This window comes from Clostridium moniliforme, assembly GCF_017873235.1.
Taxonomy (GTDB): Bacteria; Bacillota; Clostridia; order Clostridiales; family Clostridiaceae; genus Clostridium; species Clostridium moniliforme.
The window spans coordinates 165,882-189,929 of record NZ_JAGGJZ010000003.1; the positions used below are offsets into that span (position 1 = coordinate 165,882).

31 protein-coding genes are annotated in these 24,048 nt (G+C 23.3%); 29 read left to right on the forward strand and 2 right to left on the reverse strand.

The features are described from left to right. Positions 1-43: 43 nt before the first annotated feature. From J2Z53_RS06660 to J2Z53_RS06685, 6 genes are all read left to right on the forward strand, one after another. Complete coding sequence (locus J2Z53_RS06660; protein WP_209796668.1) at positions 44-1,057, forward strand: tyrosine-type recombinase/integrase; 1,014 nt, start codon at positions 44-46, stop codon at positions 1,055-1,057. Continuing rightward, positions 1,057-1,482: a helix-turn-helix domain-containing protein gene (locus J2Z53_RS06665; protein WP_209796669.1), complete on the forward strand. Its 426-nt coding sequence runs from the start codon at positions 1,057-1,059 to the stop codon at positions 1,480-1,482. Before J2Z53_RS06660 ends, J2Z53_RS06665 begins: the two co-directional genes overlap by 1 nt. 1,305 nt (positions 1,483-2,787) lie before the next feature. Further along, entirely contained in the window at positions 2,788-3,105 is a 318-nt protein-coding gene (locus tag J2Z53_RS06670; protein WP_209796670.1) for a hypothetical protein, read from the forward strand. A gap of 158 nt (positions 3,106-3,263) precedes the next feature. Continuing rightward, positions 3,264-3,431 carry a hypothetical protein gene (locus J2Z53_RS06675; protein WP_209796671.1) on the forward strand — a complete coding sequence of 56 codons (168 nt, stop codon included), beginning with the start codon at positions 3,264-3,266 and terminating at the stop codon, positions 3,429-3,431. Between the two features lie 23 nt (positions 3,432-3,454). Further along, on the forward strand, positions 3,455-3,727 hold the full coding sequence (locus tag J2Z53_RS06680; protein WP_209796672.1) for a hypothetical protein: 273 nt from the start codon (positions 3,455-3,457) through the stop codon (positions 3,725-3,727). Between the two features lies 1 nt (position 3,728). Beyond that, a complete protein-coding gene (locus tag J2Z53_RS06685) occupies positions 3,729-3,890 on the forward strand; it encodes a hypothetical protein (protein WP_209796673.1) in 162 nt (53 codons plus the stop codon). Between the two features lie 423 nt (positions 3,891-4,313). On the opposite strand, the gene J2Z53_RS06690 is transcribed toward J2Z53_RS06685, so the two are convergent. Further along, positions 4,314-4,529 carry a DUF6471 domain-containing protein gene (locus J2Z53_RS06690; protein WP_209796674.1) on the reverse strand — a complete coding sequence of 72 codons (216 nt, stop codon included), beginning with the start codon at positions 4,527-4,529 and terminating at the stop codon, positions 4,314-4,316. A gap of 230 nt (positions 4,530-4,759) precedes the next feature. On the opposite strand from J2Z53_RS06690, the gene J2Z53_RS06695 reads away from it, so the two are divergent. The 18 genes from J2Z53_RS06695 (at position 4,760) to J2Z53_RS06780 (ending at position 19,015) form a co-directional block, all read left to right on the forward strand. Beyond that, positions 4,760-4,915: a hypothetical protein gene (locus tag J2Z53_RS06695; protein WP_209796675.1), complete on the forward strand. Its 156-nt coding sequence runs from the start codon at positions 4,760-4,762 to the stop codon at positions 4,913-4,915. 221 nt (positions 4,916-5,136) lie between these two features. Then, entirely contained in the window at positions 5,137-5,334 is a 198-nt protein-coding gene (locus tag J2Z53_RS06700; RefSeq protein WP_209796676.1) for a hypothetical protein, read from the forward strand. A 19-nt stretch (positions 5,335-5,353) separates the two neighbouring features. Further along, positions 5,354-5,623 (forward strand): hypothetical protein, encoded by a 270-nt coding sequence (locus J2Z53_RS06705; RefSeq protein ID WP_209796677.1) that lies wholly within the window; start codon positions 5,354-5,356, stop codon positions 5,621-5,623. 141 nt (positions 5,624-5,764) lie between these two features. Further along, positions 5,765-6,523 (forward strand): helix-turn-helix domain-containing protein, encoded by a 759-nt coding sequence (locus J2Z53_RS06710; RefSeq protein ID WP_209796678.1) that lies wholly within the window; start codon positions 5,765-5,767, stop codon positions 6,521-6,523. A gap of 17 nt (positions 6,524-6,540) precedes the next feature. Next, positions 6,541-7,062 carry a hypothetical protein gene (locus tag J2Z53_RS06715; protein ID WP_209796679.1) on the forward strand — a complete coding sequence of 174 codons (522 nt, stop codon included), beginning with the start codon at positions 6,541-6,543 and terminating at the stop codon, positions 7,060-7,062. A 20-nt stretch (positions 7,063-7,082) separates the two neighbouring features. Next, a complete protein-coding gene (locus J2Z53_RS06720) occupies positions 7,083-7,667 on the forward strand; it encodes a helix-turn-helix domain-containing protein (protein ID WP_209796680.1) in 585 nt (194 codons plus the stop codon). Between the two features lie 160 nt (positions 7,668-7,827). Then, positions 7,828-8,997: a ParB/RepB/Spo0J family partition protein gene (locus J2Z53_RS06725; RefSeq protein ID WP_209796681.1), complete on the forward strand. Its 1,170-nt coding sequence runs from the start codon at positions 7,828-7,830 to the stop codon at positions 8,995-8,997. A gap of 243 nt (positions 8,998-9,240) precedes the next feature. Then, the gene (locus J2Z53_RS06730) at positions 9,241-12,276 is read left to right on the forward strand and encodes a hypothetical protein (RefSeq protein WP_209796682.1); all 3,036 of its coding nucleotides are present in this window, start codon (positions 9,241-9,243) and stop codon (positions 12,274-12,276) included. A gap of 85 nt (positions 12,277-12,361) precedes the next feature. Further along, entirely contained in the window at positions 12,362-12,559 is a 198-nt protein-coding gene (locus J2Z53_RS06735; protein WP_209796683.1) for a hypothetical protein, read from the forward strand. A gap of 24 nt (positions 12,560-12,583) precedes the next feature. After that, entirely contained in the window at positions 12,584-14,209 is a 1,626-nt protein-coding gene (locus J2Z53_RS06740) for a DEAD/DEAH box helicase (RefSeq protein ID WP_209796684.1), read from the forward strand. An 801-nt stretch (positions 14,210-15,010) separates the two neighbouring features. Then, positions 15,011-15,646 carry a type III toxin-antitoxin system ToxN/AbiQ family toxin gene (locus J2Z53_RS06745; RefSeq protein ID WP_209796685.1) on the forward strand — a complete coding sequence of 212 codons (636 nt, stop codon included), beginning with the start codon at positions 15,011-15,013 and terminating at the stop codon, positions 15,644-15,646. 291 nt (positions 15,647-15,937) lie between these two features. Then, on the forward strand, positions 15,938-16,405 hold the full coding sequence (locus J2Z53_RS06750) for a hypothetical protein (protein WP_209796686.1): 468 nt from the start codon (positions 15,938-15,940) through the stop codon (positions 16,403-16,405). A gap of 611 nt (positions 16,406-17,016) precedes the next feature. Next, on the forward strand, positions 17,017-17,280 hold the full coding sequence (locus J2Z53_RS06755; protein WP_209796687.1) for a hypothetical protein: 264 nt from the start codon (positions 17,017-17,019) through the stop codon (positions 17,278-17,280). Then, positions 17,280-17,621 (forward strand): hypothetical protein, encoded by a 342-nt coding sequence (locus J2Z53_RS06760; RefSeq protein WP_209796688.1) that lies wholly within the window; start codon positions 17,280-17,282, stop codon positions 17,619-17,621. The genes J2Z53_RS06755 and J2Z53_RS06760 overlap by 1 nt, the downstream gene beginning before the upstream one ends. A 32-nt stretch (positions 17,622-17,653) precedes the next feature. Beyond that, positions 17,654-17,872: a hypothetical protein gene (locus J2Z53_RS06765; protein ID WP_209796689.1), complete on the forward strand. Its 219-nt coding sequence runs from the start codon at positions 17,654-17,656 to the stop codon at positions 17,870-17,872. Positions 17,873-17,874: 2 nt separating this feature from the next. Beyond that, entirely contained in the window at positions 17,875-18,012 is a 138-nt protein-coding gene (locus J2Z53_RS06770; RefSeq protein ID WP_209796690.1) for a hypothetical protein, read from the forward strand. A 13-nt stretch (positions 18,013-18,025) separates the two neighbouring features. Then, positions 18,026-18,226, forward strand: coding sequence for a hypothetical protein (locus J2Z53_RS06775; RefSeq protein WP_209796691.1), 201 nt, complete (start codon positions 18,026-18,028; stop codon positions 18,224-18,226). Between the two features lie 63 nt (positions 18,227-18,289). Then, a complete protein-coding gene (locus tag J2Z53_RS06780) occupies positions 18,290-19,015 on the forward strand; it encodes a DUF975 family protein (RefSeq protein WP_209796692.1) in 726 nt (241 codons plus the stop codon). A 116-nt stretch (positions 19,016-19,131) separates the two neighbouring features. Here the strand turns inward: J2Z53_RS06780 and J2Z53_RS06785 are convergent, their stop codons facing one another. After that, entirely contained in the window at positions 19,132-19,299 is a 168-nt protein-coding gene (locus J2Z53_RS06785; RefSeq protein WP_209796693.1) for a hypothetical protein, read from the reverse strand. A 310-nt stretch (positions 19,300-19,609) separates the two neighbouring features. On the opposite strand from J2Z53_RS06785, the gene J2Z53_RS12845 reads away from it, so the two are divergent. The 5 genes from J2Z53_RS12845 to J2Z53_RS06810 all read left to right on the forward strand — a co-directional run bounded on the left by J2Z53_RS12845 (position 19,610) and on the right by J2Z53_RS06810 (position 24,021). Next, the gene (locus J2Z53_RS12845; protein ID WP_234925797.1) at positions 19,610-19,849 is read left to right on the forward strand and encodes a hypothetical protein; all 240 of its coding nucleotides are present in this window, start codon (positions 19,610-19,612) and stop codon (positions 19,847-19,849) included. A 117-nt stretch (positions 19,850-19,966) separates the two neighbouring features. Further along, on the forward strand, positions 19,967-20,353 hold the full coding sequence (locus J2Z53_RS06795) for a phage terminase small subunit P27 family (protein ID WP_209796694.1): 387 nt from the start codon (positions 19,967-19,969) through the stop codon (positions 20,351-20,353). Further along, entirely contained in the window at positions 20,346-22,013 is a 1,668-nt protein-coding gene (locus tag J2Z53_RS06800) for a terminase large subunit (protein ID WP_209796695.1), read from the forward strand. Before J2Z53_RS06795 ends, J2Z53_RS06800 begins: the two co-directional genes overlap by 8 nt. A 207-nt stretch (positions 22,014-22,220) precedes the next feature. Continuing rightward, entirely contained in the window at positions 22,221-23,444 is a 1,224-nt protein-coding gene (locus tag J2Z53_RS06805; protein ID WP_209796696.1) for a phage portal protein, read from the forward strand. After that, positions 23,422-24,021 (forward strand): HK97 family phage prohead protease, encoded by a 600-nt coding sequence (locus J2Z53_RS06810; protein ID WP_209796697.1) that lies wholly within the window; start codon positions 23,422-23,424, stop codon positions 24,019-24,021. Before J2Z53_RS06805 ends, J2Z53_RS06810 begins: the two co-directional genes overlap by 23 nt. Positions 24,022-24,048 lie beyond the last annotated feature (27 nt).

Consider the following 24,048-nt stretch of genomic DNA (forward strand, 5'->3'; position numbering starts at 1 on the left):
TTATTTAATTAATATAGATTAATTGAATAGGAGGTCTTTTATTATGCCAAGAATTAAATCAAATAAAACTTTAGAAAGTTATATACATGATTTTATAGACTATTGTAATTTAAAAGATTTAGCAGTAAAAACAAAAAAATCTTATTATCAATCACTTATGTTATTTTCTAGATATCTTCAGGAAGAAAAAAGAATTATATATATTAAAGATATAAATAAGAAAGTAGTTGAAGAGTATTTAGAGTTTACAAAAGAAAGAGGAAAGTATTCTTATGTAAAAGATTCAAATAGTTTAAAACTTAATCATCAAGGAAATAGAAAAGATTTTGGAAAAGAAATCTCAGCTGCAACTTTAAATAATTATCTTAGAAATATAAAAGTATTCTTCAATTGGTGTGAGGAAAATAATGTTATAAAAAATAATACAATTAGTAAAGTTAAATTTATAAAAAATAAAAGGAAAGCAAAAGAACAGTTAGATGATGTAGAAATTATGAGACTATTAAAGAGTTTTGATTTAACAAAATTTCATGAATATAGAGATTATACAATAGTTAATTTAATATTAGATACTGGAATGAGAATAACAGAATGTTTAAATTTAACAATTAATGATATTGATTTGCAAAGAAGAACTATATTAATTCCAGCAGAAATTAATAAGGGTAAAAAAGATAGAGTTGTATTTTATAGTCAAAGTGTTTCAAGAATTTTTCAAAGTTGGCTAAGATTTAAAGATTCTTTTCAAGAAACAGAGTTATTATTTCCAACTCAAAGGACAAATAGTACATTAACAGCTCCCAATTTTGAAAGGAATTTTAGATTATATAAAAAACGTGCAAATATAAAGAAGAATATAACACCTCATGGATTAAGAAATAATTTTGCTAGAAGATTTTTACTAAGTGGCGGTGATATATATACATTATCAAGATTACTAGGTCATTCTAGTGTTACAGTAACTGAAGCTGCATATTTAGATTTATTAGATAATGATTTAAGAAAAAGATATAGTAGATTTTCACCAATAGAAAATTTAAAAGGAGGCAATAAGTAATGACTAATTATACTATAATACAAAATAAACTAATAACATCTAATATCAGTAATGGAGCATATAGATTAGCAACATTACTTTTAAGTATGTGTTATGCAGATAAAGATACTTGTTATCCTTCACAAAAATATCTTTCTGAAAAGCTTAATAGAAGTGTTAGGACTATACAAAGGTATTTAAAAGAAATAAAAGAAGCTGGATTACTAAAAATTAAAAGAAGGGGAAGTATAAGTAATATGTATACTTTAATTTCTAAAAAAGTTGAGAAGTCAGTAGATGAGATTGTAAAAAAGTTTAAAAAAGAAGCTAATGTTAAAAAAACTAATTATGCTAAGAAGGAACTTAGATTTAATAACTTTACTCAACGTAACAGAAGTGAAGAAGAATGGAATGACTTAGAATATAAGTTGTTAGGTTGGCAATAAAATAAAAGAGCCTTAAGTATTGCAACTACTTAAAGCCCAAACATCTATATAGATGCTTAACATCGAATAATTAAATTATAATGTATTTTTTTTAAATAGTAAAGAATAGCTTAGTTAAATTCTATCAAAAATTTAAGTAAGTTTATTTGTATTGCAGTTAATTATAATAAGCATATTTAAGAAATAATAAAGTTAAATATTTTTATTAGAATTAACTAAAAAGGTAAGATTATTTTAAGTAGTCTTACCTTTTTTTATCCATTTTAGCTTTAATGCGACATTTATGTTACATAAGATAAGACAAGTATAACAGTTGCTATGCGACATTAATGCTATACAAATAAATATAAGTTAAGAATTAATTATATTTAATATATTGTACTAGATAGTATAATAAACTAGATATTAATAAACCTACTAATATTCCCAAAAACAAGCCTAAATTAAATAATTCCATGTTAATCTCCTTTTTATGGTGTTTAAGATCTGGATTTAATATCTAGGTCTTATTTTTTATCGGTAATTTATCTATTAATTATCCCATAATGACTGTTATTTATAAAACATCGGTAATTTATCTATTAAATATCCCATAATGTCGGTGAGAATTTAAAAACATTGGTAATTTATCTATAGGATATCGGTATTTTATCTCATTATTTTATCTTTAACAGTCATTTTGGGATATTTATAACCGACAATAAGGGATGTATCCCAATATGTCGTTTAAAACTACCGACAATTTGGGATAATTCTTTTTCATCAGCAGTCATTATGGGATAATTCTTTGTTGGTTTATCTAATATTATTTTTTTACCGACAATTTGGGATAGTATAGATAATTTAGCGATAATAATTTGGATAAAATACCGATATTATCCTTTAAATATCAATCCAAAACACTCATATCAATTTAAATAAGCCTATTCGTTCATTGGAGAGGTTTTATTTCATCCAATATAATTACACTCTTAATTCCTAAAAACCGTTCTAGTGAAACGCTAGAGAATAAAAACAATGATTATTTGTAATTAATTGTAAATCTGGAGAATGAATCGTTCTGGCAGGTCATCAAAAAGAAATATAATGTTGAAAGTAATTAGATAGACAAAACTACCAAAACGGTACTTTAGAAAGTAATAAGAAACATAATTTATATTTATAGTTTGACCACCTTCCCATTTTATGAATGTGATATTTTTAATTGATTTACTATTTATATGTAAACATTTTATAAAATCTATTGAATCTATGTAATTGTTTTCCTAAAATGGAAGTATAAAAGAATTTTAGGAGATGGTATAAGTGATAACTTTAGATGATTTAAAAATAAAATATGATGATATGCTAGATACAGAAAGTGATTTAACAGTAGAAAAGGCAATAGAAAGAATAAAGGAAGAATATAAAGAAAAGATTAATAAACTAATAAATGAATATAATGATATGGTTATTGAGTATAGAAAAAGATCAATATTAGCACATATAATTTTTGATAAAAATTCTGATGAATTAATTAAAAAGATTGAAGAAAAAAAGGAAGAGATTGATTCATATAAAAAGAAATATGAAAAAATATTCGAACATATAAAAATAAATAAATATTTAAAAAATAAACAATAAATAATTAATGCGTAGTCCTGAAACAGGATCACAAAAACTTAAAGGGTGTATTTATAAGATACATCCTTATTTTTAAATATTTATTTCCAAAATATGGTTTACATAAAGAAAAGATTAGTTTATAATAATGGTAAATAATGGAATAAAGGAGATGAAATATGAATATACTAAATATTTTCAATATAACTTTAAAAGAGTTAGAAAATAAACTTAAAGAAAAAGATAAATATATAAAACAATTAGAAGATAAATTGAAAATTAGAAATTGTAATGATGATGAAATTGTAATTGATAGCATTGATGAGGTTATGGATTTATTTAGATAATATAATAATTAGGAGGGACTAATATGTTAAATGATAATTTAATTAGAGTAGTATTTTGGCATAATAGGGAGAAAGATAGTTTTGATTTAGACTTAAAGACACCAGAAGAAATTAGAATGATATTACAATGTGGAGTAATTACACATTCTTTTAATGATGATACTGAAATAAATATACCATATAGAATTAAAGGAAGTTCTTATAATTTAATGGGAAAAAATTGTAGACAAGAAGTAAATATATATTTAGAAGAAATAATTGAAAACGTTGAATTTTATAGAACAAGAGGTTTGTAATATGTGCGATTGTTGTCTAATAAAAGAAAATAAAAGACTTACTGATAAATTAATAGAAAAAGAATTAAAAATAAAAGATTTAGAAACTGAATTGAAACCACTAAGAGAACTTAAAGAGAAAAAAGATTTAGAGGACTTGTTTAATAATGATTTTTTTGAATAGAATAATATATAAACTATAGGATACTTAGATTAATTTCTAGGTATCTTTTTTCAAATCAATGACAGTAGTGAAATTTTAAATTCAATTCAATGACAATAGAACATTAAAAATACAACTCAATGACAGTAAGGTTATAAATAAACATAAATTTTAAAGTTAAAATTCAATTCATTGCCTATAGCAAATAAAAAATATATAGGTTTTGGATTGAATTTTTTGTATTTTAAGATAAATATATATAATTTTCAACTCAAAATCATAAAGATTAGGATAGGTTACTGTCATTGAATTGAATATCATAGATTCATAATGTCATTGAGTTGAAAATAGCAATTTTGAATTAAATAATAACAATATTAAAAACTTACTACTGTCATTGAATTGAAAAAGACCTAGCATTTTACTAGATCTTATTTTAAGATACTATACAGTATCTTCTTCCCAAACCAATTTGTATCCAATAATATTAGCAATAGCTTTTACTTCGCTATATCTAATAGTATTTCTACTAAGTTTATTAGATAAGGCTTGAGGAGTTGTCTCTATTCCATAGTCTTTTAAGGCTTCAACTAAATCAATCATTTTCCAGCCTTTAGCTGCTATATAAGATTTAATTTCATTCCTAGTTTCATTACTCATTAGAATAACCTCCTAACAAAAAAATTATACTATAAAAATAAAAAATAAACAAATATAAAAAAAGTTCACTATATAGTGTTGACATTCTACACTTATGAGTGTAGAATTATACATATAGACAACAAATAAATAAAACAAATCCTAACAAAGCTAAGTACATTATCTAGTACGTTCTAAAGCAATTCTAAATGTTAAAATAGATACTTTAAAATAAAAAGGAAGTGATTGAAATGAAGTTTTTAAATAGACATAAATATATAAGCAGAAATCACATGTTAGATTATAAAAATTGGTTGCAAGTTAATAATTTAAAAGATAATTTTGATAATTTTTATGAATATGTTGACAATAAAGACTTTACTAATTTAGCAAAATTATATATATAAAGCGCTAACTTTAAATAGGTATGTTGATGATGAATATAAAAAGGATGCCCCAATTCAGGGCGACCTGGGTAGAAAACAAAAACTTAACGTCAAAATGGAGTTGAGTTTGATTATAGAAAATTAGCCCCTTGTAGGAAGTACAAAAAGTAATTAAGAATAAAAAATAAAGGGGTGAACGAAACGGTACACCCTTGCAGAAACTATAGAAAGGAGAAATAAATTTGGTAGTTGATTTAAACGAATACAAGTACGATAGACAGTTCGAAATTGGAGCAATAGTAGAATGTATAGTTCCAGACTGGAAAGGTCTTAAAGGTGTTATAACAGATTTAGATAAGGATGATATGCATATCCAATTTGGTTTAATAGATTTTGTAACTTGCAAAGAAGATTTTAAAAATGTATTTAAATTTGTATAAAAAAAGGAGAGATTTTAATATGAAAAAAGAATTACAAATAGTAAAAGAGTTTTTAGAAGAAAACAAGTGGAGTGGAATAGTTATTAATGACAATGGTTATTCAATTGATTCTATTGAAGGTGAGGAATGTATTATTTTAAATGTCAGAGATGGTGGAAATATACCTTTTGTTTTTATCATAGGCAAGGAAGATCAAATCACAATTGAATATGATGAAACATTTAAATATTTGATTAATACAATTCACATTGAAAACGATACATATTTTATGGATATGGAACAAGTTTAACATATAATTATATTTTAATCCTATTATTTTGTTAATAATATGTAAATATAAACGTGTGATATACTAATAAATCAAAATATATGTTATATTGTAAACATAAAAGAAAAAAGATATACAAATACATCAAAATGGAGATATAAAATGATAGGATTAGAATTTGTTTGTAAAAATATGGGAATAAGATATATTGATTTAGCAGAACAATTAGGTATAGGAAAACAGAGTATAACTAATTGGATTATGGGTAGAAGAAATATTCCAGATAAGCATTTAGAAAAGTTATCTGAAATATTAAAAGTTGCTCCAGAGTGGTTGCAAAAAGAACTCACAGAAGATAATAAAGTTCAGTTATTTCTTATTATAAAAAATTATCAGTATAATGAAGATTTAAATGAAAATAGTAAAATTCATAAAATGAAAGAGATAAAGAATATGATTATTTCTAATTTAGAAGTTTATTTTAATAAATGGTATAAAGAAAATAATTTAAGCACTATGGAAGTTAGTTTAATATTTTTCCAAATGCTTTCTAAAATATTAGATAAAGAAAAATTAGGAGTAGAAGTTATTCAAAAGATTTTAAAATCTATGGAATTAGCATATGAAGATGAAAATTTTAAGGATAATATTCCAGAAGAAGATATTAATTTTATTCAAGCAATTAAAATATTTATTGAAAAAGAAGATATTAAAGATAAAAATAATTTAATTTTAGAGGAATTAATAAAAGAAAATTCATTTTTAAAAGAAAAAGAAATTAAATTATTAAAAAAATTTAACCTATTTAATTTAAATATTAATGAGCAAATTGAAAAATTAAAAAAAATTAATAAGGAATATGATAATAAAGAAATATTAAAATTAATAAATAAATTAAAAATATTATTGGATTTATTATAAAAATGAGGGGAGATAAAATGAAAGTAAAAGTTTATGAACAAGACACAAAAATAGAAGTTATAACAGATTATTCAACTAAGTTTATAAGAAAGGCTAAAAATTTAAGCGGAAAATGGAATAAATCTAAATCTTTATGGGAGTTTGATATTAAAAATAAAAAGTATGTTTTAGATGCCTTACAAAAAATATTTTATGAAAATGATACTGAAAAAATAGAAAGAGTTGATGTGATAGTAGATTTACAAAAATACTTAAAAGAAAAAAATAAAAAGAATTTTGGAAATGCAATAGAGATTTTTAATAGAAGTGCTGGTACTAGATTTAATAGAGATAGTCAAGTTAAACTAAATAATGATTGTATTATAGTTGAAGGGGATTTTTGTGAATGGGGTGGATCAATAAGACATCCTCAAATTGGAGATGTTGAAGGTGTTATATTAAAAATGAATAATATACCTAAAAAACAAGTTGAAGAAGAAATTAAAAAATATAATTTAACTTGCATGACTATAATAGAAGAAGATCAAATTAGAGAATAAAAAAGTAGGTGAGTTTTTTGTTGAGAGGAAATATAAATCAAATAATCGAAGATTATGAAAATAGAAAAATTAAAGTTCCAAATATATTAAAAAAATATTCTATAACAAAAAGGGAATTAGATAGAATTAGAAAAGATTACAACTTGAACTCTAGAAAAAAAAGATTAACCGATGAAGAAATAGAAGAAATGCTTAAACTATATAAAGAAGGGCTTGATACTAATTTAATAGTAAAAAAATTTAAAACTACCATTACTACTTTACACAAATATAGAAGATTGCATAATATACCAAAAAGGGAAAAAATAATTAAAGAATTAGATAAAAAAATAGTAAATAAAATCCAAAAATATTATAGAATTGGATTGGAGAATAAAGATATAGCAAAATTAGTAGCAAAAGATAAAAATAGAAAATCATTTATAGTATTAATGTATCAATCAAAAATTATTAAACCAATGAGAAGAAAACCAGTACCCAAAGAAATAAAAGAAAGAATTTTACAAGAATTAGCATTTGGAAGAATAAGCAACAAAGATATAGCTACAAAATATAATGTATCTGCAGCTTTGGTATCAAGATTGGCACACGGAGAATGTATATAAATACAATGAGAATGGAATACCAGAAGATGTTAAAAAATTTATTAATAAATTAGAAAAGCAAATTTTTATAAAAGATAATAGAGGTTTACTTTATATAAATAAATAAGGCTTGTGTATATTACATAAGCCTTAAATATTAAAATAAAGGAGATAATGAAGAATGAATCAAATTACAAAAATTGCTACAAGTTCATTACATATTCATCCAGAGAATACAAAATTCTTTGATGATATAGAAGGTGAACAATATGAAAGATTTAAGAAATCAATACAAGAAGATGGGGTATTAACTCCATTAATAATTGCACCAGATATGACAATAATAAGCGGTCATCAGCGTTATAAGGCTTGTAAGGATTTAGGTATTGATTTAGTTCCAGTAATAATAAGAGAAGATTTAGTTGATGAAGATGAAAAATTAAAAAAATTATTAGCCACTAATTTTGGAAGATTGAAAAATAATCCAATGAAACAAAGTAGAGTTATTACTGAATATGAGAAGTTATGTGAAATAAAGAAAGGTAGACCATCAAAAGTGCGAAATAATTTCGTAATTTCTCAAAATCAGATTGCTAATGAGTTTAGAATCACCCCAAGACAAATGCAAAACCTTAAAAAGCTACAAGATTTAATACCTGAATTACAGGATATGATAGAACAAGGTCAGTTATCTGCAACAGTAGGTTATAAAATATGGGCTAGAATGCCACAGGATGAACAAGAAAAGTTTTTTAATGATATTGGTCAAGATAAAATAAAAACTCTTTCACAGAAGGCTACACAACAATACATAGATAAGATTAAAAATCTTGAAAAAGAATTAGAGAATGAAAAAAATAAAGAACCTATTATAAAAGAAGTTGAAAAAGTTGTTGATAATACTGATTATAGTTTAGAAAAGAAAAATGAATATTTAAAAAAAGAATTAAAACATAAAACTGAATTATATGAAATATCAGAAAGACAACTTGATAATTTTAGGGAGCAGCTAAATAAAATGGAAAGTGGTACTAAAAAATATAATGATTTAAAGAAAAGTATAGATAATTTGACCAAAGAAAAAGATAGTATCAGTAGGCAAATAGCTTCGTCTACTGAATTAAGTGGAATGGTTCATGAAATTGAACATTTCTTAAAAAATAAGTTAGCACCAATCACATATTCAAGAGCTTTACTTGACTGCAAGGATAATCCAATAGTAATAAAAAACATTGAGGAAATAGTACAAGTTGTAGAAAAATGGTGTATAGAAATGAAAAATCAAATAAATAAAAATAAAATTAATACAGATGAATTAGTAAGTAATGTTGAATTTGTAGAGGTAAGATAATATTGAAAATTTTAATTTAACAAAATTTATGGAGAATCAAACACAAATTAAGAAAAGGTAAAAGAATAGAACTTATTTAAAAAAGGAGAGTAAATATATGATTACATTAAAATTGAAATTTATTATAGGAGATTATTATAACTTTCGATCGTTAGTGCCAAACATTGGGTACTTTAAAAGTATTTAAAATTACTATTTTAAAACCTTAATTCAAAAAGATTTAAAAGGAGGAAAAGAGAATTTATGGTAAAACAACAACAATTTAAGATAGACTATGTAAGAGATAATAATAAGATAAAAGAGATAGCATTAAGTAAAAATGTAATAATAGAAGCATTACAAATATATTTAGATAAAGAATTTAAGGACGGAGAACATATAAGCCAATTAATAAAAGTTATATTAAAAAAAGGTCAAGAATTAGAAACTTTAAAAAAAGGAATAACTTATAACAACATCGATTATATTCCTTTATTAACTTCACCATCTATGCAGAAAGCTGAAGAAGATAAATATAAATTGGAGTACATATTTATTAAAAAAGATCTTGCTGGATTTAAAGATAAATTAGAGGATATATTAAGTTTAAGCAAATGTAAAAACTGGGAAAACAAAGAAATGAGTATAGTTAAAGATGTTACTGCAAGACTGGGATTAGCAACATCAGGTACATATAAAATTAATCATAATTTTAGCTTTATTATTCTTCCAGAAGAAACATATACATATTTAACTAATAACTATATAGCATTTAGAAATAAAGATTATAGTGAAACTGTAGATATAAAACCAGACTCAGATTTAGAAGCATATAAACATACCATTTTTGATGGATTTGGACTAATGAGTAATAATATGGCTAGTATAATTCAAAAGCAGTTAAATAAAGATTATAGAGTAGATTTTGCAATAATACGTGCTTATAATGGACTAGCTATAAAAGGCTTATGTTTACGTTTTGATTGGAATAAATACTTTAAAGAAAATTATATAAAAGATACTGATTTTATAAAAAAAACTGAACATGGTTTTGAGATAAAAGATTATAAAGATGAGTGGAAAGATACTAATGTAGATTTTATTTTAACTGAATCTCAAGTTAAATGGTTAAAAAATTGGATTAATTTAGAAGAGTGGCAAAATGCAAAAGATAATTTTGAGGATAAATATAAAACAATAATTAATAGCTTATATATTACTAAAACTAATAAGAATCCTAAAATGCTTAAAACTCATATTTTAACCAATTATCAATTACTAAATAATTTAGCAATTACAAGTCAAGAATTAGAAGAAATAAGTAAACCTACAGAAGATTATTATAAAAAAATATTAGATTATAATATAGATTCAATAAGACTCTTCATGGGGGATATAGCAAGGTTTAATGATACAGAATTAAGTGCAAGTACAAAAGTACAATTCTTGTTGCAGACATTAGGAGATAAGGCATTAAGGATTAGAGAAGTTAGAGAAATAATCCAAAATATGATAACTAAAAAGATAAGTGAGGCAGCAGGAGGAAAAGTATATGTTGAAGGTGGTTATAAATTAGCTGCGTGTTGTCCTATTAGTTTCTGTAATTGGATTATGACTAGAGATCCAGGTAATAATGGATTACAAGAAAGAGAGTATTATATACCAAAATGGAATAATGAAAAGGTTGTAATGAGTAGAAATCCTATTGCTTGTTTTCAGGAAATACAAAGAACAGAAATAGTTGATAAAGAAAATATAAATAAATGGTTAGGAGATTATACACCAGAGTTAATTTTTTATAACCAAAAAGATGATACAGCTATGTTGATGTCAGGTGAAGATTTTGATGGTGATGGTAATTTAGTTATTAAAAATGATATTATATATAATTCTGTTATTAAACCAGACGAAATTTTTGTTAATTTAAACGATAGTAAAGTAGATACTCCAAAACATAAATATACAAAAGAGCAAAGGTTTGAAGATGAAATAGCTAGTAGTGGAAATATGATTGGAAAAATAGCTAATTGTACAAGTGTTATAAATAGTTTAGCTCAAAGATCGTATTATTTTAAAAAAGATAATTATGATAAATGTTATGAATGGAAGGATTTATTTTTAAGATATTTAAATAAAAAATTTAAATCTGATAGAAAAACTTTAAAAGAATTTGATGAAAATACAAGAAAAGAAGAAAAAGAAAATTTTAAAAAATGCTTAGAGAAAAATTTAAAAAATAATAAGATAGAAGAAGAAAAAAATTTAAGTATAGATAAACAAAAAGAGTTAATTGCAAAACATTTTAAAAAATATAAATTAGATAGTTATAAAGCAATAGAATTTAGCATGATGGCAATAGATGCTCCAAAAACTTTAAAATTTCCTACCAAAGATGAGTTAAAGGAATTAGAAAAATATTTAAATAGTAAGAATCCGAGGTTTTTATGCTATTTAGATAAGTGCAAAAAAGATGAAACAAAATTTTATAACTCTACTTTGGAAATGAATGCAAGTAGAATAGCTTATACATTATTAAAAGAAAATTTGAAACTAAAAAAAGGTGAATTTAAAAATGAATTAGATAAACAAGTATATTATGCAAGTGGAGAATCTAAAGAAATTTTATATAAAGAGTTAGAAAAATATAAAAATGATATATGTATTTTAAATGCTGCTATATTAGATTTATATAAAGAGTTTAAAGAATGTAAAGATTTAGAAAAAATAAGAAATAAATTTAATTTATCTGAAGATGAGTATAATGAGAAGGAAGTATACAGTTTTAAGACTTTATATTTTATAGATAAATATAGAGATATAATTAAAAATTTAGATCTAAGTATAGTTGTAGATAATTTATTGCAGCTTAAAGTAAGCACAAATTTTTTACTTAATATAGCTTTTGATACGTTAGAAACTTGCATTAAAAATACTTATAAAGATGTAACTAAGACTTATATAGAAGATAAAAATGGAGATATAGACTGGCTATTTAAGAGATATAGAAAGATTGATACTAAATTAAGTAGTAATAGATTGATTAATAAAGATATTATAAAACACAATAAAAAATTAGGACAAGATATTATAAAATTAAGTTTTAAAAAAAATGATGATGTAGATATTGAGATAAAAGATATATTAACTGTAGAAGAAGATTATTTAATAGATAAAAATAATAATAAATTAGAGTTATATAAAGATAAAAAAGGATTAATAGAAGATAATAAAAAAATAGAAATATTAGATTATAAGATAAATAAGAAAAGTGTACAGATAGAAGTGAAAATAATAAATTAGTAAGGTTAAGGGTGTATCCACACCCTTTTACCTTTCTGTGATGGATAAGTATATCCAGAAAATTAAATAAGAAGGGATGGTTTATATGGAAAAGAAAAAATATTATGTATTGAAAAATAAAAATATGGCTATAACAATAAGTTTTTTATTAAATAAGCCTTTTTATACATTTGATGATAGATTTAATGAAGGTAAAAAAGTTTACAGTTTTGAAGATGATGATAAATTTAGAGAAATATTAACATTAGTTAGTAAAATCAGAACTGAAAATAGTAATTATTAATGTATAGAAAGGATGGATTTATGAATGAGCAAAAAATTAAATTTAAATTGGGTAAGTGATGCGATAGGTGAAGATTACAAGAAATGGAAAAAAGGTGATGTTGTAAAAATACAAGCTCAAACAGGAACTGGGAAAACATATTTTATAACAGGAGCAAAGAATTTTAAGGGATTAATAGGAATGATGAATCGTTTTGAAAAAATGATTTATATATGCAATAGAATAGAATTAAAAAGGCAGATCAAATTAGAACTACTGAAAAAGTTTAATAAAGAAATAATTTATAAAGATGATAAAAAAGTTGATACAGATTGGTTGGATAAACAATGCGTCATAGGAAATGTAGTAATAACAAGTTATCATGCAATTTCAGAAGGAAAATTAGATAATATTTACTTAGATAAAAATAATAATTTAGAAGAGTTTGATTATATAATATGTGATGAATGTCATTTTTTTTTAACAGATAGTAGTTACAATAATAAAACTTATTTAGCTTTTGAAGAATTAATAACACAAGTTCATTTAAACTCAATAAAAATATTTATAAGTGCAACAATGGATGAAGTTAATAATGCTATAAATAAAAATTTTAATAAAAGAATATTACCAGGAAAACATAAGATATTTGAATATGATACAAATAGAGATTACAGCTATTTAAATGTGAAATATTTTAAAAATTTAGAAGATGACATATTTAAATTAATAAAAAATGATAATAGTAATTATAAATGGCTTATATTTGTAACCTCTAAAAAGAAAGGGGAAAATTTAAAGAATAAGCTAAATAATAGTAATATAAGTACAGAATTTATTTATTCAAATAAAAAAAGTAAAGAAAAAGAAAATATATTAAGTACAAATAGTTTCATATCGAAAGTTTTAATAACTACTAAGTGTTTAGATAACGGTGTAAATATTAAAGATAAAAAAGTTAAAAATTTAGTAGTTATAGCATATGATAAAGTTACTTTTATACAAGAAATAGGAAGAAAAAGGTTAAATATAGAAGATGCTGAAGAAATTAATTTATATATACCTTGTTTAGATTTAAGAGTATGTAATACCATACTTAAAAAGTATAGAGAAAAAAATGAGCAATTAAAATTATTTGATGAGAATATAAATGAATTTAAAAGAAAATATAATCATAATCCGTCTTATTCTAAAGATTTATTTTATTTAACATCAAATAACGAGTATAAGGTAAACTTATCAGGCTATGCAAGATTTTTAACTGATAATTATTTTATTAAAACCTTAAAAAAAGATTTATCAGAAGATAAGTTCGCATATATAAAAAGACAATTGGAGTGGTTAGGATTGGAAGATACTTTTGATGAAAGAAATTTAATAGAAAATGTTGTAGATAATAAAGAAAAAAATACTTTAGACGATTATTTAAAAAATATATTAGGTAAAAAACTATTTGAACAAGAACAACAAGAATTATCTAATTTAATAGTTAATGAATTAATAAGTATAAAAATTAATAAAGATTATAGAACTAAGAAGTTGAGACCTTCTACTATGGAAAATATAATTAGAAATGATTTAGAATTAAATTATGCGATAAGTGAAACGGGTAAAGAAAGTAAAGGTGTTAATAGAGGAAAAAGATATATTATTTTTAAGAAGATACAATAAGTTTGTTCCACTTTTACTATCGAATTTATTATATAAAAAATATAGTAGAATTGGAACAATTTATAATAAGTATATATAATAACATATATTGACTTTTATTGACTTTTTCAGTGATGAAGTTATATAATAAGAGTGTAAAACAAAATATGTTTTATATAAATATGATGTTAAGTATAGGGAGGTTTTGCAATAATAGAGCAATAAAGTGCTTACATTAAACCTATCCCAAAGATTATAACTCTATAATAATGAGAGTAATCGGTATTAAGTTTTGTCGGTAACCAGTATCCGTCTAATAAATAACTGGTTCGTCATGTTTTGTCGCTTACCGATATGCGACTAATAAATAGTCGGTTTGTAATGTTTAAAAAAATATTTTTAGTAGTTGATAAAATAGTTAATTATAGTATAATTATAAATAATAAAAGCGGTGAACTTCTACCAGTAAGTGAAGAGCTAAAAAAGTGGTGAATCTCAGCCAATAAATGAGAATAAAAAATAAATTCCTTATATATAAATAAAAATTAAGTATTACCTCTAAAAATATAACTTATACACATTTTATTTTAAAAAGTATTGACTTTACTTGCAATAGATGTATAATAATAAATATAGAAGATAGTTCTTAGTAATTATCTTTCAATATCTGGGTGTTCAACTACCTTATCTTTTATAGATTAAAATGATGGACGTTAAATCTGGGTGTTCAACTACCTTATCTTTTATAGATTAAAATGATGGACGTTAAATCTTAAAGAGAACTGATTAGTTCTCTTTTTTTATACACAAAGGGGAAATACTATGGTAGAATATGAAAAAATTGGGTTGTACCGTATAGATATTGATTATGTTAAATATTTACATGATAAAGATTCACAGGTATTTTATACATCACAAGATAATTATTATAAAAAACCTTATTTAGGTTTAATTGCAAATTTAAATGGATATAAATATTGTATACCCTTGACTTCAAGGAAACCTCATCATAGGAATTGGAAAAATGTAACCCCACATAACTATATAATTTATGAGATAGTTAAAAAACGAGAACTACAACATGGAGATATTTACAAACAGTTAGGTAACACAGATAAGTATAAAAAGATTTTATCTGTATTAGAAATTAGGAAAATGATACCAGTCAAAAATGGTCTTTATAAATATATTGATTTTAATGAAATAGATAATTCGGATGGGTATAGAGATTTACTATATAAAGAGTATAATTTTATCAAGAAAATAAAAAATAGTATATTAAGTAAAGCTGAAAAACTATATAATGATCAAATTAATACTGGAATAATTGGTAAATGTTATTGTAATTTTAGTATATTAGAAGAAGCAATGAAAAATTATAGAGTTATATCAGATGCAGAACTTGAAGTAGCAGTAACAGATATAAAAAAATCAACAGATAAACAAAAAACTAAATAAAATAGTACATATGAACTTAGTGGACAAGCTAAGTTCTTTTTTATGTCTAAAATTAAAGGTTTCAGGTGTAATCCTACACCTTACACCTCGTTATGGTGGAAGTAAGAGTAAATAACTTTTATTTCCATTCTTAGAAATTTAAATTATTGTTAAACCATAGGCTGGATGGATTTGGTCAGTCCATTCAACCCTCCTTTCAATATCAGGTTTTGGATTTTTATTAAAAAAATAGGGGTGAAATTCCCCTAAAAACTATTAAAAAATATAATTAAGCGAAGGAGCTGTGCATAAATGGAAATTAAAAAAATAGAAAAAGAAGTAAGTAAAATATTTAGTCTTTATAATTCAGCAGAAGAAAGCGAATATAAAGTAACTATTAGTAAAGAAAAAGATGGATATAAGTTTAATCTTATAGATGTTGAGTTTTATGATTTAGAATATAATTTTTTCTGTCAAGGAAATCCAGTAAATGAGGATGAATTACTTTATGGATTTATAAAAGATATTTATGATAAAGAGATAAATTATAGAAATAAATTTATTAAAGAAACTTATAATTTCTTATATAGAAAAGCTAGAAGTTTAAATTTATGGTTAAAAAGAAATAATACCAAAAAAGTTAATGAAATTAATGAAGAAATAGCTTTTAGATATGAGGAAAATGAAAAAATGAAATCAAAAATAAATGAATATAAAAATCTAATTAATATTTTATATTCTATCAAAAATCAATATGATAATACAGAAGGATTAGATTAATTTTCTAGTCCTTTTTTATATAATTAACATTAAAGAGCGGATAATTAAATAAAATAAACCTCCTTTTAATTTATTTTTTATTCCTAAGTTTTTTAAATTAAACTAATTCAAATCTTACAGTTTGTTGTCCGCTCTTTAATGTTAATTATAAAATTTAATAAATAAATTAAAGGAAAAATAGGAGTGATTAATTATGTTAGATGTAGATAACATGAATTTAAAAGATTTTTATGACTAAGAACATTAGATCAGAGTATAGAAGAATTACAAGAACTTATTACAATTAATAAAAAAGAATTTTTACATATTTTATTAGAATATAAAGAATATAAAAGATTATATTCTGATGATGGTGAGATATTATGTAGCTTTACAATGGATAATAAATACAATTTTACAGGAAGAATATTTGTAAAAAATAATAAAGTTATAGATTTAATTGCAATGTAGGAGGAGTAATTTGGAAGAATACATAAAAATTAAAAAGAAAATGAGATTTTTAGATAAAAAGATAATAGAAAAAAGAAAGAAAAATATATTAGAATATCTTAATTAAAATACTCGTAAATGATTATTAATTAAATATAAAAGCTAAAGGGAGTTGAAGGATTATGTTGAAAGGAATGGATTTAAATGAGTTAGATTTAGAGGAGGATAAATTTAAAACAATTGATGATTCTATAAAAGAAATAAAAGAATCAATAAGAAATAATAATGAAAATTTTGAAATAGAATTAGAAGATATGTTGCAATATAAAAATAAATTTGGTGGTGATTGTACAATCGCTTGGATGGACGGAAATAATGATATGGATTTTATTGGATATATATTTATTAAAAATAATAAGATTATAGATGTAGTAGAGTACATATAATGCAAGATAATATTTTTAAAATGATGGAAGAAGATTATAACAATTTTATTTTACATAAGATTTTAGATACTTTAGTATCATTTAAATATTTTATAAAACATAAAGTTAGTTATTTAATCTTAGAAAATAATAAGATATTTTATAGCTATCAATTTAAAGGTAAAGATAAGATTACAACTATTGTAAGTTATAAAAATTTTAAAGATTTAAGCAATAGTTATAATAAATGTTTAAATAAGAATATGCAAGTTATTATGTCATATTCAAGCAATAAATTTAATGATTATAGTAGCAATTATATTTTAATCTTAAAAAGTAATATTGATTTATATAAAAAATAAAATTTTAGAATTAATTCAAGGAGGATTTATATATGAATAAAGATTTTAAAAATTATAAAAATGTAGAAAAGGAAGGTAATATAGATATGAAATTAAATATTAAAGTAGATAAAAGAGAGTTAGAAGAAACTTTAGATTTATTAAAACAAATTAAAGAAGAAGTAAGAGAGATAAATGAATTAATGATAAATTCTGAGCCTAATCCTTATGATCCATTTGATGCTATTGCAAGAGTTATGGAGGTAAGATAAAAATGGACTTAGAAGAATTTAAAAAGTTTGTTGAGTTAGAAAAGGAAAATGAAAGATTTAAAACTAGAAATAGAAAGTTAAATAAAGAGAATAAAAAATTAAAATCTATATTAAAGAGTAAGAATAAAAATCAAAAATAGGAGGATTAATTAAATGATAAAAATAAAAATGGAAAACGGTGATGAATTTATAAAAAATACAACTAGAGAGGAATTCATAGAGAATGAATTACACTATTATGTAAAGATACCCATTGGTGATGAAATGAAAGTACAAAGAAGGGGACTATATAAATTAAATAATAATGTAACAATTAATATAGATCAAATAAGTTCTATAGAAGATATAAAGTAATATGTAGACAAATAACTTTTTATGTGAAATAATTTAAGTGTATTTAAATAAGGAGTCTTGCTTATGGATAATAAAGAAATAAAGAAGAATGCTAGAATTATTATTGCAAATAAGAAGTTTAATGTTATATTGTTTACTTTTTTTATAGAAATAATTTTTTTTATAATAGGAGTATTTTTTGTATATAGTACAATTCATTATAAATTTAATTATTATGTGATATTTATATTAATGTCTATATTAATTAATGTTAATATGATGATTACTATTGGAGTTTATTTAAATTTCGAAAGGTATAATAAATTTAATTTATATAATATTTTAAAAAGATGGAGGATTTGTTTAAAGTATTATATATTTAATATGTGTATATTACTAATTGTTAGGATACTTACATTTGTATTTTTAAGTGCTTTTATTATATTTGGATCTCCATTAATATTTTCAGCATTATCAAAGTCTTGGATAGATATATTGGTGAATGCACTAACAATAATTCTAACTATGTATATAACTATAATATTAAATTTAACTTATTTCCCAGTTATATATTTATTATTTCATGATAATAGTTTAAGTGAATCCGTTAGGAAATCTAAAAATTTAATGTATAAAAAGAAAAAGAAATTATTTATATTGAAATTATCATTTATAAAATGGTTTGTATTAGGATTTTTAACTCTAGGGATTGCCTTTCTAATAGCAATACCTTATTATAATATATCTTTAATTATTTTTTATAATAATTTAATTTGCGATAATGAAGAAAAATTAATTGAGATTGAATAGATTAAATATAAAAATATTTTTAGGATAATATAAATAAAGTATTTATATTGAACTTAGTACAAGCTAGGTTCTTTTTTATGCTCTAAATTAAGGGATAGTCATAGTATCTTAAAGTATTATTCCTTAGTTACACCTTTAAATGGGGTATCACTTGAAGTTTTACCATCCATGAATTTACCAGTTGAGCTATCTCTTTTTGTCCAAATACCTGTTTTAGGGTTATATGTTTGAGTTCTTAATTTTACTGCACCTTTTCTACTACCTTTACCTGTATTCTTAGCCATTATATCAGATCCTTTCTTTAACTATCCCTTAATAATAAATTCTATTTAGATTTAATAAAATCCTTCAAATTGAAAGAGGTGATTAGATATAGCAATATTAAAACAATGTAGTTTTCATGGATGCACTAAGATAGTCAAGGAAGGTGTAAAGTTTTGTGAATATCATCAGAATAAATATGATAAAGAACAAAAAGAAAAGTATAAAGAATATAAAAGAAGAAGGATGCATAATGAGGAGCAAAAGAAATTTCAAAAATTTTATTCTAGTAAACAGTGGAAATGTATAAGGGAGTTAGCTATTAATGATACATTGGGAATAGATATAATTAACTATTACAAGTTTAATAGAATAACTGCAGGAAAAATTGTTCATCATATAGTTGAATTAAATGAAGATTATAGCAAAAGATTAAATAGAGATAATCTTATATATTTAACAGAGAGTAATCATAAATTTGTACATAAAGAATATTGCAAAGGTAATAAAGCTAATATGCAAGAACTATTATTAAGTTTGAAATTAAAATTTATGGAAGAGTTTAATTTATAGAAGTTGGGGAGTCAAAAAAGTTTTAATGAAATAAGAAAAGTCCACGGTTCGTAATCTTCTGTAAGTTTTTTTACACTTTTTTTAGATAGTGGGGGTATAGAAAGGGGGATTATAATATTGAATAAATTTAATTGTCCAAAAAATTTAGATAAAGAAGCAAAAAAAGAATGGAAAAGAGTTATTAAACTTTTTGTAGAAGAAAAAAAAGAGATTTCAGAAAAAGACATAAAAGCACTAGAAAGATATTGTGCAAGTTATTCAGACATTATAAAATTTTCAAAATTATTAGAAGAAAAAGGATATTTAATTTATAGTCCTAATGGTTATCCTCAACAACATCCATACTGCCAATTAAAGAAAAATGCAGAACAAGAGATGAGAAATTGGATGAAAGAATTAGGACTAACTCCAGCAGCTAGGGCAAGAATGAACAAGAATAAAATTGTTAATTGTGATATTGATGATACTGAAACCAAAGATATGGAGAAGTTATTCAATGATTAACCAGAAATTATTAGATCAATTGATAGAAAAAAATAAAATTAATCAAAGCTTTATGCTAGATAAAATAAATAAACAGATGGAAGAAAAGTGGAACGATGATAAATATTATTTTGATACAGTAGAGTGTAAAAAGATATATAAATACATAAGTTTATTAAAAAATGATAAAGGAACTTCAAGAAAGTTTAAAATACTTAGATTTCAATTTGAGATAATAGTTGAGATTTTATGTGTTAAAAGAAAAAAAGATAATTTGAGAAGATTTAGAGAAGCTCATATAAATGTTGCAAGAAAAAATTCTAAGTCTTTTTTAGTTGGAATTATTATGAGTTATATATTCTTTATGCAAAAAAATATATTTGGTGCTTTATTTATTATAACTGGTAATACAACTAAACAAGCTACAGAACTTTACAATACTTTTAAATGTTTTGTTAATAGTAATAAAGCATTAAGAAGAAGATGTAAAATTACAGATTCAAAAAAAGAAATTATAAGAAAAGATAATCAAAATAAATTAATAGTTCTTAGTAATGATGGTGGAGGAGCTGATAGTTATTCTGTGTACAGTTTTGCATGTGATGAAGTACATGAATATAAATCAGATGAAATTTATGGAAAGTTGAAGACAGGTACTGGTCAATGGGATGAGCCTTTGGCAATTACATTAACTACCGCAAGTTCTGGAGAAAATAAATTCAACTTAGAAATGCAATTATATACAGTGGCTAAAAATATAGAAGAAGGAAAAGGAGAAGATGAAACTTTTTATTATAAAATATATGAAGCTGATAAAGAGTGTGAAATTGATGATGTAAGGCAATGGTTTAAAGCAAATCCAGCATTAGGATTATTTAGAAAAATAGATGATATAGTGAATTTATGTAATAGAGTTAAATTAATGCCACTTCAAGAAAATATGTTTAGAAGAATGTTTTTAAATCAACATGTAGCAACAGATCATATTAAAAATGCAATTAACATGGAATTGTGGGAACAATGTATACAAGACATAAAAATAGAAGATTTTGAAGGAGAAAAATGTTGGTGTGGATTAGATTTATCTTCTCAGCATGATATTACTGCATTTGTGCAAGTATTTTATAGAGAACATGATGATAAATACTATGTATTTCCACATTTATTTACTGCTAGAGATACAGTGATAGAAAGAGAAGAAAAAGACAAAAATCCATATAGCACATGGATAAAAAATGGTGAGTTAATAGCAACCGAAGGAAGGTATATAAAGTTTAATGATATGTTGGATTACATGAATAATTTGAGTAATGAATATAATTTTGAAAAGCTTGGATATGATAGATATGGTAGTCCAACCATAATGAATGTGTTAGAAAGTGAATGGAATGTTGTTCCGTTAGGTCAAGGAACAGTAACTATGACTACATTTATAAAAGATTTTGAAAATCTGCTTATAGATAATAGAATTGTTATAGCTAAAAATAGTTTATTTGATTTTATGGCTAGTAATTGTGTTGCCGTTTATAATGAACAACTAGAATGTAAATATAGTAAAAAGAAATCTAAATTTAAAATTGATGGAATAATATCTATGTTAATGGGATTAGGATTAGCTATTGAAGATAATGAAGTAGAACATTATAATCCGTTTAGTTCATTAGAAAAAATGGATTGGTAAGGAAGTGATTAAAATAAAAAATATATTCAAAAATTTTATAGGAAAGTTTAAACAGAAGTTATTTTTAGCAGATATGTTATTAATAATTTCTTTTTTTATGGTCTTTTTTACTACATTTAAGCTTAATAAATATATTGCAATGTATTTACTTGCAATAGGATTATTTTTATTAAGTTATTTTATACAGAAAGGAGGAGATAATAATTAATGTTTTGGGATAAATTAGAAAAAAGAAGCACAGAAAAAAACTTGCAAAAATATACTTTTGAAGAATTACTTAGAAATGGTTTGGAAGCTGAAGATGATGTACTCAAAGAAAGTACGTATTTCAAATGTATCAAATACATTTCAGAAAGTGTTGCTAAATGTCCAATAATATTAAAACAAGATACTGAAAAAGGTGAACTTGAAGCTTATAATCATAAGTTGTATGAGAAATTAAGACTTAGACCTAATCCTTTTATGAATGCAGTAGATTGTATTAAAACTTTAGTAGCATTAGGTGAACATAATGGTATATCTGGATTATATATAGACAGAGATACAATGAATTTATATCCAGCAAGAGTAGAGAATATAATAATAGATGATATTGGATTAGTTAGAACATTAAAGAAGAATGCAACATTATACAATATTACAGTTTGTAATAGTAATTTTGATGTAAAGGAAGATGATATATGTTTATATAAATCAGGAATTTCTTTTGATGGGTTAAAGACTAAATCTAATAAATTTTTATTAAGAAATATAATAAATACTAATATTAAAAGTTCTAAGTATTTAAATAATCTTTTTGATTCTGGATTAACTAATAAAATTCTTGTTCAAATGACTAGCGATATCAAAGATAATAATGAGCTTAAAAAGATACAAGAAAAGTTTGACAAACTATATTCTTCAAATGGAAGAACTTTTACAGTACCAGCAGGATTTAATATATCTAGCTTAAATTTATCTCTTGCAGACGCTCAGTTTGAACAACTTAGAAAATTAAGTAGAAGAGAGATTGCAAATTGTTTTGGATTGAGTCCAGCACAAATCAATGATTTAAGTGATTCTAATAATAATAATATGGAGATGCAGAATTTAGGATTTTTAGCTGATACATTATTAATTAAATTTCAACAAATAGAACAAGAATTAGATTGGAAATATCTAAGTTCTATGGATAGAAAGAATGGATTTAAATGTAGATTTAATCAGTCTGTTATGCTAAGAACAGATGCTAAAACACAGGCAGATATTATATGTAAATACTTGCAAAATGGAGCTTATAGTATAAATGATGCTAAAAGAATATTAGGTATGCCACTCATAGAAGGTGGAGACACTGTTTTAGTGCCTTCAGGTTACTATGATTTGAAATATCTAAATGAAATAACATTAAAGAAAGTAGGAGTTAAGGATGGAGAAACAGAAGGAGATTAGAAAATTTATTGCTATTGATTTAGAAGCTAGAACAGAAGAAAATTCTAGTGAAAAAATTATTAGTGGATATATAAATAAATTTAATACTAGAAGTCAATACATGGGATTTTATGAAGAAGTATCAAAAGATGCTTTTGATAAAACTTTAGCTGATGGACATAATATATATGCTATGTATAATCATAATTCAGATATGATTTTAGGTTCTACTAGAAGTGGAAGTTTAAAATTAAATATAGATAATGTTGGATTACATTTTGAATTAAGAATAAATCCAAATATTTCATATGCTAGTGATATTGCAGAACTTGTGAAATCAGGAGATGTAGAAGGATGTTCATTTGGATTTTATGTTTTAGATGATGAATGGACATACACAGAAGATAAAATTGATTTAAGAATCATAAAAGAAGTTGAATTAATTGAAGTTACAATAACACCTTTTCCAGCTTATCTCGATAGTGAGGCAAGTTGTAGAAGTTATGAATTACATAATAAAGAATTAGAAAAAACTAAAGAACTTAGAAAATTAGAAAAAGAAATTGAATTAGCAGAGATAGAAGCAGAACTACTATAGTAGCTCTTTTTTTATACATAAAATTAA

What these genes read in the sequence shown, in the direction of transcription:
- J2Z53_RS06660 (WP_209796668.1), top strand. Translation starts at nt 44, where the DNA reads ATGCCAAGAATTAAATCAAATAAAACTTTAGAAAGTTATATACATGAT.
- J2Z53_RS06665 (WP_209796669.1), top strand. Translation starts at nt 1,057, where the DNA reads ATGACTAATTATACTATAATACAAAATAAACTAATAACATCTAATATC.
- J2Z53_RS06675 (WP_209796671.1), top strand. Translation starts at nt 3,264, where the DNA reads ATGAATATACTAAATATTTTCAATATAACTTTAAAAGAGTTAGAAAAT.
- J2Z53_RS06680 (WP_209796672.1), top strand. Translation starts at nt 3,455, where the DNA reads ATGTTAAATGATAATTTAATTAGAGTAGTATTTTGGCATAATAGGGAG.
- J2Z53_RS06685 (WP_209796673.1), top strand. Translation starts at nt 3,729, where the DNA reads ATGTGCGATTGTTGTCTAATAAAAGAAAATAAAAGACTTACTGATAAA.
- J2Z53_RS06690 (WP_209796674.1), bottom strand. Translation starts at nt 4,529, where the DNA reads ATGAGTAATGAAACTAGGAATGAAATTAAATCTTATATAGCAGCTAAA.
- J2Z53_RS06695 (WP_209796675.1), top strand. Translation starts at nt 4,760, where the DNA reads ATGAAGTTTTTAAATAGACATAAATATATAAGCAGAAATCACATGTTA.
- J2Z53_RS06705 (WP_209796677.1), top strand. Translation starts at nt 5,354, where the DNA reads ATGAAAAAAGAATTACAAATAGTAAAAGAGTTTTTAGAAGAAAACAAG.
- J2Z53_RS06710 (WP_209796678.1), top strand. Translation starts at nt 5,765, where the DNA reads ATGATAGGATTAGAATTTGTTTGTAAAAATATGGGAATAAGATATATT.
- J2Z53_RS06715 (WP_209796679.1), top strand. Translation starts at nt 6,541, where the DNA reads ATGAAAGTAAAAGTTTATGAACAAGACACAAAAATAGAAGTTATAACA.
- J2Z53_RS06725 (WP_209796681.1), top strand. Translation starts at nt 7,828, where the DNA reads ATGAATCAAATTACAAAAATTGCTACAAGTTCATTACATATTCATCCA.
- J2Z53_RS06730 (WP_209796682.1), top strand. Translation starts at nt 9,241, where the DNA reads ATGGTAAAACAACAACAATTTAAGATAGACTATGTAAGAGATAATAAT.
- J2Z53_RS06735 (WP_209796683.1), top strand. Translation starts at nt 12,362, where the DNA reads ATGGAAAAGAAAAAATATTATGTATTGAAAAATAAAAATATGGCTATA.
- J2Z53_RS06740 (WP_209796684.1), top strand. Translation starts at nt 12,584, where the DNA reads ATGAGCAAAAAATTAAATTTAAATTGGGTAAGTGATGCGATAGGTGAA.
- J2Z53_RS06745 (WP_209796685.1), top strand. Translation starts at nt 15,011, where the DNA reads ATGGTAGAATATGAAAAAATTGGGTTGTACCGTATAGATATTGATTAT.
- J2Z53_RS06750 (WP_209796686.1), top strand. Translation starts at nt 15,938, where the DNA reads ATGGAAATTAAAAAAATAGAAAAAGAAGTAAGTAAAATATTTAGTCTT.
- J2Z53_RS06755 (WP_209796687.1), top strand. Translation starts at nt 17,017, where the DNA reads ATGTTGAAAGGAATGGATTTAAATGAGTTAGATTTAGAGGAGGATAAA.
- J2Z53_RS06760 (WP_209796688.1), top strand. Translation starts at nt 17,280, where the DNA reads ATGCAAGATAATATTTTTAAAATGATGGAAGAAGATTATAACAATTTT.
- J2Z53_RS06765 (WP_209796689.1), top strand. Translation starts at nt 17,654, where the DNA reads ATGAATAAAGATTTTAAAAATTATAAAAATGTAGAAAAGGAAGGTAAT.
- J2Z53_RS06770 (WP_209796690.1), top strand. Translation starts at nt 17,875, where the DNA reads ATGGACTTAGAAGAATTTAAAAAGTTTGTTGAGTTAGAAAAGGAAAAT.
- J2Z53_RS06775 (WP_209796691.1), top strand. Translation starts at nt 18,026, where the DNA reads ATGATAAAAATAAAAATGGAAAACGGTGATGAATTTATAAAAAATACA.
- J2Z53_RS06780 (WP_209796692.1), top strand. Translation starts at nt 18,290, where the DNA reads ATGGATAATAAAGAAATAAAGAAGAATGCTAGAATTATTATTGCAAAT.
- J2Z53_RS06785 (WP_209796693.1), bottom strand. Translation starts at nt 19,299, where the DNA reads ATGGCTAAGAATACAGGTAAAGGTAGTAGAAAAGGTGCAGTAAAATTA.
- J2Z53_RS06800 (WP_209796695.1), top strand. Translation starts at nt 20,346, where the DNA reads ATGATTAACCAGAAATTATTAGATCAATTGATAGAAAAAAATAAAATT.
- J2Z53_RS06805 (WP_209796696.1), top strand. Translation starts at nt 22,221, where the DNA reads ATGTTTTGGGATAAATTAGAAAAAAGAAGCACAGAAAAAAACTTGCAA.
- J2Z53_RS06810 (WP_209796697.1), top strand. Translation starts at nt 23,422, where the DNA reads ATGGAGAAACAGAAGGAGATTAGAAAATTTATTGCTATTGATTTAGAA.